This window comes from Clostridium sp. FS41, from assembly GCF_000954015.1.
GTDB classification, from domain to species: domain Bacteria; phylum Bacillota; class Clostridia; order Lachnospirales; family Lachnospiraceae; genus Enterocloster; species Enterocloster citroniae.
Window position 1 is genome coordinate 102,083 of sequence record NZ_JYHN01000092.1, and the last position, 13,380, is coordinate 115,462.

14 protein-coding genes are annotated in these 13,380 nt (G+C 50.5%); 5 read left to right on the plus strand and 9 right to left on the minus strand.

What is annotated here, in order from left to right; genetic code table 11:
- Positions 1-81: 81 nt before the first annotated feature.
- From CLFS41_RS27700 to CLFS41_RS29670, 4 genes are all read left to right on the plus strand, one after another.
- Entirely contained in the window at positions 82-1,203 is a 1,122-nt protein-coding gene (locus CLFS41_RS27700) for a C45 family peptidase (protein WP_045094200.1), read from the plus strand.
- On the plus strand, positions 1,200-2,078 hold the full coding sequence (locus CLFS41_RS27705; protein ID WP_007860507.1) for an AraC family transcriptional regulator: 879 nt from the start codon (positions 1,200-1,202) through the stop codon (positions 2,076-2,078). The genes CLFS41_RS27700 and CLFS41_RS27705 overlap by 4 nt, the downstream gene beginning before the upstream one ends.
- 90 nt (positions 2,079-2,168) lie before the next feature.
- Positions 2,169-3,587: an MBOAT family O-acyltransferase gene (locus CLFS41_RS27710; RefSeq protein WP_045094201.1), complete on the plus strand. Its 1,419-nt coding sequence runs from the start codon at positions 2,169-2,171 to the stop codon at positions 3,585-3,587.
- A gap of 13 nt (positions 3,588-3,600) precedes the next feature.
- A complete protein-coding gene (locus CLFS41_RS29670) occupies positions 3,601-4,509 on the plus strand; it encodes a GDSL-type esterase/lipase family protein (protein ID WP_045094202.1) in 909 nt (302 codons plus the stop codon).
- Positions 4,510-4,523: 14 nt separating this feature from the next.
- Here the strand turns inward: CLFS41_RS29670 and CLFS41_RS27720 are convergent, their stop codons facing one another.
- The 9 genes from CLFS41_RS27720 to CLFS41_RS27755 all read right to left on the minus strand — a co-directional run bounded on the left by CLFS41_RS27720 (position 4,524) and on the right by CLFS41_RS27755 (position 11,870).
- The gene (locus CLFS41_RS27720) at positions 4,524-4,997 is read right to left on the minus strand and encodes a metallophosphoesterase family protein (protein ID WP_007860511.1); all 474 of its coding nucleotides are present in this window, start codon (positions 4,995-4,997) and stop codon (positions 4,524-4,526) included.
- Between the two features lie 48 nt (positions 4,998-5,045).
- Complete coding sequence (locus tag CLFS41_RS27725; RefSeq protein WP_045094203.1) at positions 5,046-5,984, minus strand: hypothetical protein; 939 nt, start codon at positions 5,982-5,984, stop codon at positions 5,046-5,048.
- 104 nt (positions 5,985-6,088) lie between these two features.
- Positions 6,089-6,958, minus strand: a complete 870-nt coding sequence (locus CLFS41_RS27730; RefSeq protein ID WP_045094204.1) for a helix-turn-helix domain-containing protein — start codon at positions 6,956-6,958, stop codon at positions 6,089-6,091.
- 36 nt (positions 6,959-6,994) lie between these two features.
- A complete protein-coding gene (locus CLFS41_RS27735) occupies positions 6,995-7,648 on the minus strand; it encodes a DUF1062 domain-containing protein (RefSeq protein ID WP_045094205.1) in 654 nt (217 codons plus the stop codon).
- A 93-nt stretch (positions 7,649-7,741) separates the two neighbouring features.
- Positions 7,742-8,068 carry a CD3324 family protein gene (locus CLFS41_RS27740; protein WP_007860515.1) on the minus strand — a complete coding sequence of 109 codons (327 nt, stop codon included), beginning with the start codon at positions 8,066-8,068 and terminating at the stop codon, positions 7,742-7,744.
- A 260-nt stretch (positions 8,069-8,328) separates the two neighbouring features.
- Positions 8,329-10,407, minus strand: a complete 2,079-nt coding sequence (locus CLFS41_RS27745; protein ID WP_147329415.1) for a WG repeat-containing protein — start codon at positions 10,405-10,407, stop codon at positions 8,329-8,331.
- Positions 10,408-10,484: 77 nt separating this feature from the next.
- Positions 10,485-10,607 carry a hypothetical protein gene (locus CLFS41_RS31075; protein WP_007860517.1) on the minus strand — a complete coding sequence of 41 codons (123 nt, stop codon included), beginning with the start codon at positions 10,605-10,607 and terminating at the stop codon, positions 10,485-10,487.
- A gap of 16 nt (positions 10,608-10,623) precedes the next feature.
- Entirely contained in the window at positions 10,624-11,388 is a 765-nt protein-coding gene (locus CLFS41_RS27750) for a tRNA(His) guanylyltransferase Thg1 family protein (RefSeq protein WP_007860518.1), read from the minus strand.
- Entirely contained in the window at positions 11,385-11,870 is a 486-nt protein-coding gene (locus CLFS41_RS27755; protein ID WP_007860519.1) for an AAA family ATPase, read from the minus strand. Before CLFS41_RS27755 ends, CLFS41_RS27750 begins: the two co-directional genes overlap by 4 nt.
- A gap of 337 nt (positions 11,871-12,207) precedes the next feature.
- Between CLFS41_RS27755 and CLFS41_RS27760 the strand changes: the two genes are divergently transcribed.
- Positions 12,208-13,377 carry a M14 family zinc carboxypeptidase gene (locus CLFS41_RS27760; RefSeq protein ID WP_045094207.1) on the plus strand — a complete coding sequence of 390 codons (1,170 nt, stop codon included), beginning with the start codon at positions 12,208-12,210 and terminating at the stop codon, positions 13,375-13,377.
- Positions 13,378-13,380 lie beyond the last annotated feature (3 nt).

A 13,380-nucleotide genomic window follows, 5' to 3' on the forward strand; every position in this document is an offset into this window, starting at 1 on the left:
CAGCAGGAAATATCATGATTAATATTCTTTCTCCTGTACAATTAAGGCATACATATGTACCGCACAAGGAGGAAGAATCATATGAAAACCATAACCACACACACCATTGAACTTACAGGCACCCACTATGAGGCAGGTTATCACCTGGGAACCTGGATGTCAGTTCATTCACCACACAAACATATCTGTACGGCCGGATTCCCGGGACTGGGGGCAAAGGAGACGGCAATGGCAGCCGACCTGTTCTCCAGCTGCTGCCCCGGCCTCAATGAGGAGCTGGCCGGATTCGCCGATGGACTTAAGACTCGGCCGGAAAACCTGGTTTATTACGCCATGACCTGGCTTCATCCCGGTTGCAGCCACATGGCCCTCCTTCCGTCCATGACGTCAAACAGCCATCCCCTGGTGGCCCGCAATTACGAATTCAATGATGAGATGGAAGACTTTACTCTGATCAGGACCTGCATCAAGGACACCTATACCCACATTGGCACCAGTGTGCTGGGGATCGGACGGGATGACGGACTCAATGAACACGGACTATCCGTAACCATGAGTTCCTGCGGTTTTCCTGTGGGAGCCAATCCAGGCATGCGCCGCCCTGCCGTTACCGGGCTTCAGTTCTGGGCCGTGATCCGCACCCTTCTTGACACCTGCCGGGATGTAAAAGAATCCCTGGAGCGCCTGGAGGATATGCCCATTGCCTATAACATGAATCTGATCCTGGTGGACAGGGGCAAAAATGCGGCCCTTTATGAAACCCTTGACGGACACAAGGCGTATAAGTCCATTGACCCCTCATCCCGGGATCAATACCTGTTTGCTGCCAACCATCCCCTTCTCAATGAAATGATCCTTCGGGAATCCCAGGCCATGGAGCACTCCCTGGTGCGCTGCCAAACCATGGAACATTTTTTAACCAAGAAAAAGGGCGGGTACGGGCAGGAGGAACTGAAGCAGTTTCTTCTCACCCCCTATCCCGGCGGACTTTCCTGCCCCTTTTACAAAGACTTTTTTGGAACCACCAAAAGCATGGTCATAGACCCGGAAGAACTTACCATGGATCTGTGCTGGGGCGGACGGGAAGAAAACGGATGGCGGCATTTCTCCATCCATGAACCGTTTTGTGAGGAAAGCAGGAGCATCACCATCTGCAACAAGCCTGCCCCTCCATCCATCTTTCAGAACAGGAGCAGTATATGAATTACGAAAAAGCGCTGGAACAGGCTATCCTGTATATAGAGAACCATCTGGGTGACCCGTTGACAGTGGAGGAGGTAGCCTGCCATGCAGGCTACTCCTATTATCATCTGACAAGGCTGTTTTACGCCCTGCTGGGTGAAAATGTGGGCGGATATATCAAAAAGCGCCGCCTTTCCAATGCTGCCGGCCAGCTTCTCTACACAGACAAACGGATCATTGACATTGCGCTGGACAATGGATTTGAGTCCAGCGAAGCATTCAGCCGGGCCTTTAAGTCTGTTTATCAGGCAAGCCCTGTCCAGTACCGGAAAAACCGCCTGGACCTTTTTATCAGCGCCAAGCCGAAGGTGGATCAGCAGCTGATGACCCATCTGACTAAAAACCTTACGGTACATCCCCGGATCGTCCAGCTTCCTGATATTAAGGCCGCCGGACTGAGGGGACAGACCAGCCTCAGCAACAATGTGCTGCCCGACCTTTGGAAACAGTTCACGGGCATGATCCCCATGATCCCCCATGCGGTTCCGGACGGCCGCGGCTTTGGCATCTGTGAAGCCTGCCGGGACGGCAACAACCTGTATACCATGAACGATGATGTCCTGTTTTCAGAAGTAGCTGCCCTGGAGGTTTCCTCATTTGAGGGCCTTCCCCGGCCCTTTGTGCCAAAAGTCCTTCAAGGCGGCCGGTATGCGGTTTTTACCCATACCGGCGGCTTACGGAACCTGAACCTGTCCTTCCAATATATCTGGGGCACCTGGTTTCTGAAGGCGGAGCAGGAACTTGACAACCGGGAAGACTTTGAACTGTATGATGAGCGTTTTCTTGGATCTGACCATCCTGAGAGCCAGATCGACCTGTATATTCCTATCCGATGATCTTTTATTTCATTTTTGTCAAATGCTGCAACTTTTCGACCCTCCCATCCATCTAATCTATGGAATACTAAAAGATGGGATGATCGAAACATGGTTTTTAGCAGTCTAAACTTTATATTTATATTTCTTCCAATATTTTTTACCCTGTATACCATATGCCCGGGCAGATGGAAAAACCTCTGCCTGTTTACCGGCAGCCTGGCTTTTTACTTTTATGGGATCAGGGAACACCCCTTTTATCTGGCCCTGCTGGTTTTGTCCATACTGGTCAATTACAGGCTGGGGATCAAACTGGGCCAGAAAAGGCAGAAGATCAACAAAGGCAGGTGGCTGGCTGCGGGGATCATCTATAACCTCTCCTGGCTTTTTCTGTTCAAATACTCCGGCTTTTTTGCCGGGAACATAAATCAGCTCTTTTCATGGGCCGGGATCAGCCTGTCTGTTCCTGTTTTTAACATGATCCTTCCTGTGGGCATCAGCTTTTATACCTTTCAGGCAATATCCTATCTGGTGGACGTTTACCGGCAGGATGCGCCATACGAAACCTCGTTTATCAACTTTGGAATGTATATCTGTATGTTTCCCCAGCTGATCGCTGGCCCGATCGTCACATACTCCTCCATCCGCAGGCAGATCAGCAGGCGAAGGCACACCGTAATCAATATTGAAGACGGGCTGCGGGAATTTACCATCGGCCTGGGTCTAAAGGTTCTGCTGGCCAATCAGATCGGCGGCCTGTGGAGCCAGGTGGGCGCCATTGGCTATGACAGCATTTCCACCCCCCTGGCCTGGCTGGGGCTGACTGCCTTCAGCCTTCAGATCTATTTTGATTTCTATGGTTACTCCCTGATGGCAAAGGGGCTGGGCAGACTCATGGGGTTTTCGCTGCCGGACAACTTTTCCCATCCCTATACAGCAGTTTCCATGACCGAATTCTGGAGAAGGTGGCACATGACCCTGGGAAGCTGGTTCCGGGAATATGTCTACATTCCCCTTGGTGGAAACCGCAAGGGCAGCCTGCGCTCCATCCTCAACCTGTCCGCAGTATGGCTTCTCACCGGTTTCTGGCACGGCGCCAGCTGGAACTTTATATTATGGGGCGCTGTCCTGTTTGTTCTCATAACAGTGGAAAAGCTGGGAATGAGCCGCATCCTGTCACGGATCCCCCCGTTGGGCCACGCCTATATGATGCTTGCCATTGCGCTCACCTGGCTGGTATTTGCTGTTACGGACCTGTCACAGATGGCAGTCTACTTCCAGCGCCTGTTTCCTATCTTGGCGCCGGACAGGCATTTCACCTACTACTCCGGTGATGTGTTTAAATACGGGAAACTCTATTTTATCTCCATTGCCGCCGGATTTCTCTTCATGACAGATCTGCCCGCAAGGATCTATCACAGGGTTAAATACCGATTGATCTCGGCAGCGGCACTGTTAGCCATATTCTGGCTGTGTATTTACTGTATGAAAATGGGAGCTGACGACCCATTTCTATATTTCAGATTTTAAGGGGGATGTCATTATGAGAAAATGCTGGTATACCTTTATTCTCACCATCAGTCTGGCAGGAGCTGCCGTGACTCATGTCTTTCCCGGCTGGATGGACCACGCCGTACTCAGGTCAGGGTCTTATCTGCAGGGAAAAAGTATTGCATACGCAAAGGCCTCCGTGCCGGTCCATGGAAGATGGACGCGGCAAAAAGCACAGAAAACAGATAAGGCTTCGGATCCGGAGAAGATCTCCCGGAAAATGCCTGCAAAACTTTCTTCAGAAGCAGAGGCGCCATCCGATGCGGATGCTTCCGCAAAAGGCCAGGCGCCATCCGATGCGGATGCTTCTGCAAACTCCCAGGCAGCGCCCATACCGGACGAAAATTTCTCCGGTGTTCTGTTTATTGGAGATTCCAGAACCGTGGGGCTGTGGGAATATGGAAATCTGGGCAATGCCCAGGTGTTTGCCAATTCAGGCATGAGTGTCTACAACCTGTTTGATGCCAAGGTAACGCTCAGGGACGGGAGCAAAAAGACATTGGAGCAGGTACTTTCCCAGGACCGTTATCTCACCATTTATGTAATGCTGGGAATCAATGAACTGGGCTATGACCGCCAGCGCACCGTGGCTCAATACCGATCCATTGTAAACAGGATACAGGAAATGCAGCCAGAAGCCCAGCTGATCCTGGAAGCCAACCTGCACGTAACCCAGAAGAAATCATCTAAAAGCCCCATCTACAACAATGAAAACATCAATGCACTGAATGGGGAAATCAAAAAAATAGCAGACGCTGAACGCTGCTATTATATAAACGTAAACGAACTGTTTGATGATGAAAATGGGAACCTGAAGGCCGCATACACCTCAGACGGTTCCCATGTATTAGGTAAATACTATTCCATATGGGTGGATTGGATCCGGGGCGCCGGCTCATAACCTGATTTCAGGCCCTAGTTGTGGGGGATCTCCAGTTTTTGTACCCGGTACCCCTCCCTCCCCTCCTCTACCTCCACCACGGCCATGGTGATGGGCTGGCTAAACCTTCTCGGGCCGCAGCTGCCCGGATTCAGCCAGGTCCTGCCGCCCTCCTGTTTTTCCTCATACCGGTGGGAATGCCCATAGATGATCAGGTTCCTGTCGCCCAGGTCCTTCGGCAGGTGCTGCTTATTATGGATCATAAGGATTGAAAGTCCCATAATCTCAAGGCATAATGTCTCCGGAATATGCTCTGCCCACTCTTTGTCATTATTGCCCCTCACCGCATGGACCGGAGCGATCTGAGCCAGTTCATCCAATACCGCCTGGCGGTTGATATCGCCACCATGCAGGATCACCTGGCAGGTTGTAAGTATCTCCTTTACCTCATCCCTGATCAGTCCATGTGTGTCTGAGATCACTCCGATCCTGTAAATTCCCATGCCCATTATTACCCTTTCCTTATTTTACCCTCGGTGAACCAGGGTTTCTTTCGTTTACATCCTTCCAAACGCTTTCAGGAAACGCAGTTTTTCAATGGCCTTGTTGGCCATCCACCAGTTCTCACTGACAGCAAATTCCTTTGGATACTTCTCCCCCTGCCGGAACCATGTCCATGTGATATTCCACACACCGCCCGGGTTTCTGGTATCAATCAGGTAATCCAACTCAGTATCCACTATTTCCTCATTTCCTTTATAAAAAACGCTTTCAGGCGACCAGATAAACTCAGAAGGCCGCGGCGTATAGAAAGCCCACTTTTCCGGGTTGCGCTCCATCCGGCTGTTGATCAGATCCGGCATCACGCCGGCGATAGCTGAGCAGTCAAAGCGGGTGGATAAACCTGACTCTGCGATATCCCATAACAGGATTCCCAGGCCGCCGGCTCCCATTTCCCCCAAATCCTCCGCTGTCTTTACCTTTTTTAATATTTTATCCACATATCCCGCCGCCCTGGCATATAACCCGGACCGGCTGCCCCCGTAGCGCAGGACAAATGCACAAAGCCCTGCGGTCAATCCCATGTCCTGTTCCCTGTTGGTTTCCTCACTGTACACGGCCCATGGCGCCTGTGCCGGGTCATCTCCGGATGGGACAGTGAAATGCCATCCATCCTCGGAGCAGTGTACTCCGCTGTCCAGAAACCTTATGATCCCCTGTACAATGGGATGCTCCTTATCTGTAAGGCCGCAGGTGCGGAGGATGCTGACCGCAATCATAGTTGTATAGGGTGAGGATTCCCTGCTCCAGTTATCAGGATCCAGCGTGTTTGCAAAGCCTCCGTCCTCATTCTGGTATAAGCCAAGGATCTCCATCACCGTTTCCCGGTTTCCGCCCTCAAATTCAAACTGCCATAACGCCAGGTCCAGTGGTCTGGCATTGCGGTAGATCCATTTCCGTATCTCATCATATGCGGCTGCGCCTAACTGTTTCATCTTCGTACCTCCAGGTTGTGTCATAGTAGAAAAAATATACCACAACCGGAGGAAACTGTATTGAAAAAAAGCGACATGTCCGGGTCCCGGCCCCCGGCTTTCCCCTATCGGCTGGCCATTGCGATCTGCTTTGCCTGGACCGGCCATACGCTGTGAAACCGTTTAAAATCGTTGAGCAGATGTGCCTGATCCGCATAGCCGAATTGACCGACTGCTTCCTGGATCTCAAACCGCTCCCGGCATACGATCTCCCTCCACACATTCTGATACCGCACCAGACTGGCGGTGCGCTTGATGGAAATACCGATTTCCTGCCTGAACAGGCGTTCCATCTGCCGCTGGCTTACACTGGCGCAGCCGCAGATGTCCTTGACCGCGGCACATCCCCTGGATCTTAGCATATGGTCAACGGAATTAAAAAAATTGGCATTTAATCTGCCGGTATCCAGTTTTTTAAGAAGATATTCTTCCATCCATTCTATTTTATCCCTCAGGGACTGCTGATAAAACAGTTCCTGAAATGCATCCCTGCTTCCGGGCACCAGCAGTTCAAAGTCCAGCACTCCATTATAAATATCCCTCATATCCAGATCCAGGAACAAGCGAACGGCCCAAAAATAAAACCTGACCGCAAAGGTAGTCATCTTCCTCTTTCCTGTTCCCGGTCCCACGGTGACGGAATAATCCTGGATCCCGCAAAGGCGGCTTTTGACGGTCTGCGGTCCATGGTTCAATTCTATAATGACATCCACACAGGTATCCGGGATAACCAGAACCCCGGATAAGGGTTCCCGCTCCCCGGCAACGGAAACCGCAGCTTTCTCTTCCCCGTCTTCCATTTCCCCCATGGATGTCCAAAAACAGGCAACATACGGTTTTAGCGCCCGACAGGGCGTATGTTCCGTATAAGTGCTGTTTTGCAGATAGGGGCGGGATGTTAAGGGATGGTAATGTGTGTGAAATGATGGTGTCATACTATATCAACCTTATCTTTCTGTCCTGTGATTCCTTCAGTATATAGCATGTCCGTCATAAAAACAACCTGCATCCCCAACTGCCAGCAATTTCCTCCCGGCCCGGCATTCCCTGCTGATATAAAAGACCTGTCCGTTCTTCACCCTTGCCCCGGCATCCGCCTTCCCTTCCATCACACAAACCAGGCCTGATCCGCACAGGCCTTTGATCTGGCTTCTGGAAACTCCCAGCTGCCTTGCAAACAGGGCGTCCATCCTCGGCTTCAGGTATCCCCCAAGCCATACCTCCACCTCGCTCCACTGCTCCTGTCTGCAGGGGACCGTGGTATCTGTCTCCCGCACCGTGTACTTATCCCAGTGCTCCACCATCTGAGCCCTGTTTTTTGCAAACAGGCTTCGGCTGCTTCCATAGGCAGCGGCCAGGGTCCTGTCATTGTTTAAAAAGCCCTTATATTCCCCCTGCTCCAGCGTATCCGCTTCCACGCGTTCATATACGGTCATGTTAAGGCTTGTCTCACACACCGTACAGCGGTAAACCAGCCACACGTCCAGCAGCCGTCCATTTGCATTGACCCTGAATGTTCCGCTGTTTTCAAACTCTGCTTTCCGTCCGCATTTCGGACACCTTCTTAAAACCCCGGGCAGCGTCTGGGGCAGGACGATCCATTTCTTTCTATATTCCTGTTTCATTTTTAAGTTCCTCCATCAGCTACTCTATCATGGAGCCTGCCTGCCATAAACCTTAAACACTGCCCAGAAACAAGAAAAAGGCAGTGTATCCCGTCAATCCGGTACACTGCCCTGGTCCTCTGTTTCCTGAAGTATCTTTTTTTCCTGAAATGTTTTCTTTTCCTGAAGCACAATCCTCTGTATGCTTTTTTCAGACAGGAAATACTGCTCAGCCAAGGACTTTACCCCCATCCCCTGTCTGTATTTTGTAAATATCTCTTTATTCCGTCTCCGGAGTTCTTCCTTTGCCCTGGAAGACTCTCCCCAATTTTTTCTGTTTTCCTGCTTCCTGGGAATATATACATATCCCCCGTCAATATACTTTTGAATTAATTCAACCAGATTCTCCGGAAGAATTTCATTCGCCTTCTGATAGCGCATCGCCGCCTCCCAAACATATTCTTCTGTCCGGAATAGCAAAGGCTATACAATTACTTTCATTCACTGCATCAGCCTATGCTATGCAGCCATAATATATTTCCTCATAGAGAGCGACCCTCCTGACCCTGATATGGTAACCGGCCGTTCCCAGAGCGAGTCCTTAGATTGTTCTGGCAAAAAAGATCCGGCTTTTTCATTATATCACAGATACCCTGATAAAAAACCTTACATTTTGTACAGAGCCATGTTTGATCCATCCTCTACTTAAATCGCCTGTAAACAGCTTCAAATTCCTCCGCCGTGGCGCGGATCCCATTGACCGAGTACTCCGTCCCCCCTGATGTCCGGCTTACGCAGTAAAACGAGCATACCTGACGCACCGCTTTGCCGCTGTATTCATAAACCGCACCGCCATAAGCCCGCCCGCCAAATCCGCCCCAGCTTCCCTGGGTTCCGACCATGGTCTTTTTTGTCTCTTTGTCATACCACAGGCGCGCTCGGTCCCCCCGCAGTGATCCGCCGCACTCAGACCCGGTCACCAGCTCCTTTACTTCATTATCCCCCATGGCATAAAAGCCGCTGCAGGACCAGGGAAATGCAGGCTGGTCATAGGGCTCCGCACAGGCATATAAAGCAGGCTCTCCTGATCCGTCTATGCCATACAGCCTGTATGTCCTGCCATAGCCCAAAAATCCATCCTCTGCGCCCATGGTCCTATGCTGCACAAATTCATAAAACAGCGCCATTTTGGGCGTGATCATATTCTTGAGAAGTATCTGTGACAAATCCCCATCCACGTTCTCCCCCGTCTTGATCACATGGCTGCGGATATCGGACTGATACAGGGATGCCACGCACACGCCAGGGGACAGCCGGTTGTCATAGGACACATAATCATATACCGGGGCGATCACCATCCTGCCTGTCTCATCCAGGAATCCGGTCTTGCGCCCCTTCTCCACCTCATAGCACGTTCCCCGCCAAGACACATAATCATAGATCCCCACATGAATCAGCTTCCCACTGCCGTCAACCAGGCGGGTGATTCCCCTGCCTGTCAGAGCCATACTGCCATTGTCAAACAGACGTATCTCATCATACAGGACAGGTATCTTAAGATTCCCCTTCTTATCCGCCACACCGTACTTTCCGCCCATCCGCACAACTGCCTGGTCATTAATAAATCCATAAATCTGGTCATACTTGACCGGTATCAGCTCTGAACAGTCCTCCGCGCTCAGGCATCCCGTTTTTCCATTAAGTGAAAGGATCAGCACCTCATTGTCCTGCCCGCCGCTTCCGATCCACTGATAGATCAAAGGCACCTTGACCGTGCCCTCACAATCCACCACGCCCCACTGTCCGTTGCTTTCCACAATAGCCAGATTCCTTCCAGAAATTGGAAGAACATGATGATAGGAGCCCTCCATGATCACCCGGCCCTCTCTGTCCGCAAACCCGGCCCTGCCATTTGTACGAAAACAGATCAGGTCATTCTCAATGAAGATCAGGTCATAGGCAGCCGGAAGCAGCATGGAACCCTTTCTGTCAAAACACCCGTACAGACCGTCTGACTGAACCACCACAAACCCGTCATTTCTCTCAATACGATCATATTCCGGGGAAATGATCTCATTTCCCTTTTGGTCAATCATACCATGGGCGCCGTTTTTTACGATCTCCGCCAGGCCATCCTGGAAATAATCCGCATCATCATAAATTGGTTCAATCACGGTTTTTCCTTCCAAATCAATATACCCGTATGTTCCGCCCATACTGAAATAAGCCATCCCCTCCTGAAAGGAACTGACACTGTCGCAATCCAGGTAAAACACAGGATTTCCTTCCCTGTCCATAAAACCATATTTGTCACCTATGGCAAAATACCCAAGCCCCTCCGCAAAGGGGGCGGCACTGTCATAAATAAAAGGCAGGGCCGTCTCTCCCTTCTTATTGATAAACCCGTATTTCCCCTCATAGGACACACAGGCCAGCCCCTGGCTGAAGGGATATGCCTCATCATAGACAAAAGGGGTTATCTCCTCCCCCTCCACGTCCATAAATCCATATGCCTCACCGCTGTGGACCCAATAGATTCCCTCTGATTCCACTGCAAGATCGATGCGGCCCGTTGATTCAGGCACGGCCTGGTACGGATACCCGGAGTTCTCCTCCCCTTTATGCCCTGTCCGAGGAGACTTGGCATCCGGGCGGACAGACCTGGCATCCGGGCGGACAGCGTTAAAACAGCTAACCCAGGCGGTATCATCAGACCTTACACCGCATCCGGCCGCTGCCGCGGCCAGCAGAAAAACCATTAAAAACAACGAACGCCTCACTCTGATCTCCTCCTTCAGCCCATTCTGTTTATTTGTTTATGACTGTTATTGTAAGGCACCCTTGCATCCGATTTCCATCATTTTTGCATCATAATTGCATCATCAGCTTGGCGGCTCCTGCTCTGTCCCCCAATCAAACGCACCGCAATGTCCTGCTTGCCAATATAAAAAGATCCCACCAAAGCATATTTCGCTTCCATGGGATCCCACCCTGATCTATCCTCTGCCCTGCATCAGTGAAACCACCCAGTCCGTATATCCATCCCCCGTATCCAGATCCATGTTTGTCTCTATCCGGTTCCGGATACTGACTGCTTTCTGCTGTTTGATCGGATCATACCCTGTCTTTTCATAGGAGGAATAGTACAGCCCTATCCCCCGCTTCTGCCAGCCCGGAAGGTCATTGTAATTGATATTCCTGGAAAAGAGGAGTTCGTTTTTAAAGGAAACCGATTTTCCCTCAATCTCTTTGGTTGCCTCCTGGGCGGACTTCCCTTCCTGCCGCAGCAGCCAATAACAGTGGGCATTCAGTGAATTCCTGTGTGCATCCTCCTGCCTCCATGCAAAATAGTCCTTCACACATTCCAGGTTAGGAAGGGGGACCACACGGCAGTCAAAACAAGCCAGCACTCCCAGCTTTAAGGAGAAAAAGGCGCTGGCCTCCCCTGCCAGAACCGAATTTATCTTCCTTGTCTTCCTGCCAAATGTCCTGTCGTCCGGATGGAACAGAAGGGAGATCTCATCGCTCTGTGTATACCCGTATACGATCCTGAACCCGCATTCCATCAAATGCTTTACCGTATCTGTCATGGCATCCCTGAACCGTGTATCAAAGGGCGCCTCAAACTCACAGATCTCCTTGGTCAGCCTTGTAAAATTCCTGCCGTCAATGCGTACCACCAAATAAAGGTCAGGCAGGATCACCTGATCCAGTGAGGTCTCAAATCTGCGCATATTAATATCTAATGTTTCAAAATTCATCTTTCCCTCCCATTAAAACACTGATTTTTCCACTCGTCCACCTTAAATTCCCCGTTCCGGATGCATACAAAATACAACCGGTCAAATCCCTCATCATGAGCCGGCATCTCCAGCCGGTTGGAGGTATATGCGATCGCCCTGTCGGGGACGCAGGCTTTTCCCAAACGCCGGGAATTCCGCTGGATGCAGTCCTTTACCAGGGATTGGAAGAAATATCCTTCTATCTCATAGCCATTTTCCCTGGCCGCCTGTATGTACCGCTTCCTGTCCCCGGCCGTGGGGTTTGTGTTGTCCACCACAAAACTGGCCCTTTGCTTCAGACATTCCTCCAGCAGTTTTGCCTCCTTAGTTCTGGTATGCAGGGAATCCAAATTGATATGTACAAAATCCCGGGCAAAATTCTGCTGAAAAAATGTAGATTTGCCGCTTGCCTGTATTCCCATAAAAATGATGGCTTTGGGTACCTTGTCTGACTGACTCATCTCAACACCTCCGTCTGACAACATTATACCTGATTGACCGCTGATCTTTCAATCCTATTTTATTCCCCTGTGGGATGAGCGCCTCCTTACCGGCCTTTTGTCAAATCCATATGGAAACGTTCTTCCTCACAGGCCGATATGATTTATGTTTCAACCGCACATATCATCCCTGTCTTTAAATCATTTCAAATTAAAAACATTTCTAACACTCATAAAAACGGAATAAAAATGTAAGAAAACTTTATTTGACTGAAATGCTCATTTATATTAGATTGAGAACATATGGAATCGAAACTGTACAACATAGCAAATAAATAAAGAAGGGCAAGGGAAAGCAATGACAAAACGTGTGATTTGCGCTTTATTGAGCGGTATCCTGGTTGTTGGCAATATGGGGCTGGGCAGCACGGGACCGTGGGACGCCGGACAGAGGGCCGTGGGGCTGGGCAGCTTTGTCAGTTACGGGGCAGAGCCCTCCTATGCGGAGGCCAATGCTGTGGGACCTGGAATCAGGGCAGCGGTTGGGATCAGTGATTTTTTGGATCAGGAGGTGGCGGATCCCATTGTCAAACCAGTGGACCGGTACTCCTATGAACAGATGGAGGCCGATATCCAGTCCCTTCAGAATACATATGGAGATAAAATCTCCGTTCAGGTCATCGGAACCTCCCTGGACGGAAGAAATATCTATGATATCATTCTGGGAAACCCAGATGCCAAGGCACAGATCCTCATCCAGGGGGCTATCCATGCAAGAGAGTATATGACCCCGCTGGTAATGATGGGTCAGCTGGAATATGCCCTGGCATTTTATGAAACAGGGCACTACAATTACAAATCTATATCTGATATGCTTCAGAAGGTGGCCATTCATTTTGTTCCCATGACAAATCCGGACGGCGTAACCTTAAGCCAGTTCGGCATTGATGCCATACGCGACCAGGGACTGAAACAGGGCATCATGGACTGCTATGCCCGGGATGTGAGCCTTGGCCGTACATCCGATTCCTTTGAAGTATATCTGACAAAATGGAAGGCAAATGCAGCCGGTGTGGATCTGAATTATAATTTCCCATATGGCTGGGAAGATCTGTCCACCACACTGGCGGCTCCTTCCTACGCTGCCTACAAAGGCACCGCCCCTTTTTCGGAACCGGAGAGCAGAGCCCTTTTTTCACTGGCGGAACAGTACCCGTGGGCCATTACCATCAGCTACCACTCCCAGGGTGAGGTCATCTACTGGACCACAAGCAGCAACGGCGCTGAGATGGCATCCAATACCCTGGCGGAAGCCATCTCGGTCATGACCGGTTATTCCATGGATTCCAGCGATGGAAAAGGCGGCTTTAAAGACTGGATGCAGTCCAGAAGCGGGGCCGTTCCCGGGGTAACCCTGGAAGTGGGTAAAAACCCATGCCCTGTGCCATTCTCAGAATATCCTGTGGTCTGGCAGCAGAACAAGGGCGTCTGGATCCAAGCTCTGGATTATGTGGAGCGGCGCATCTAAGGA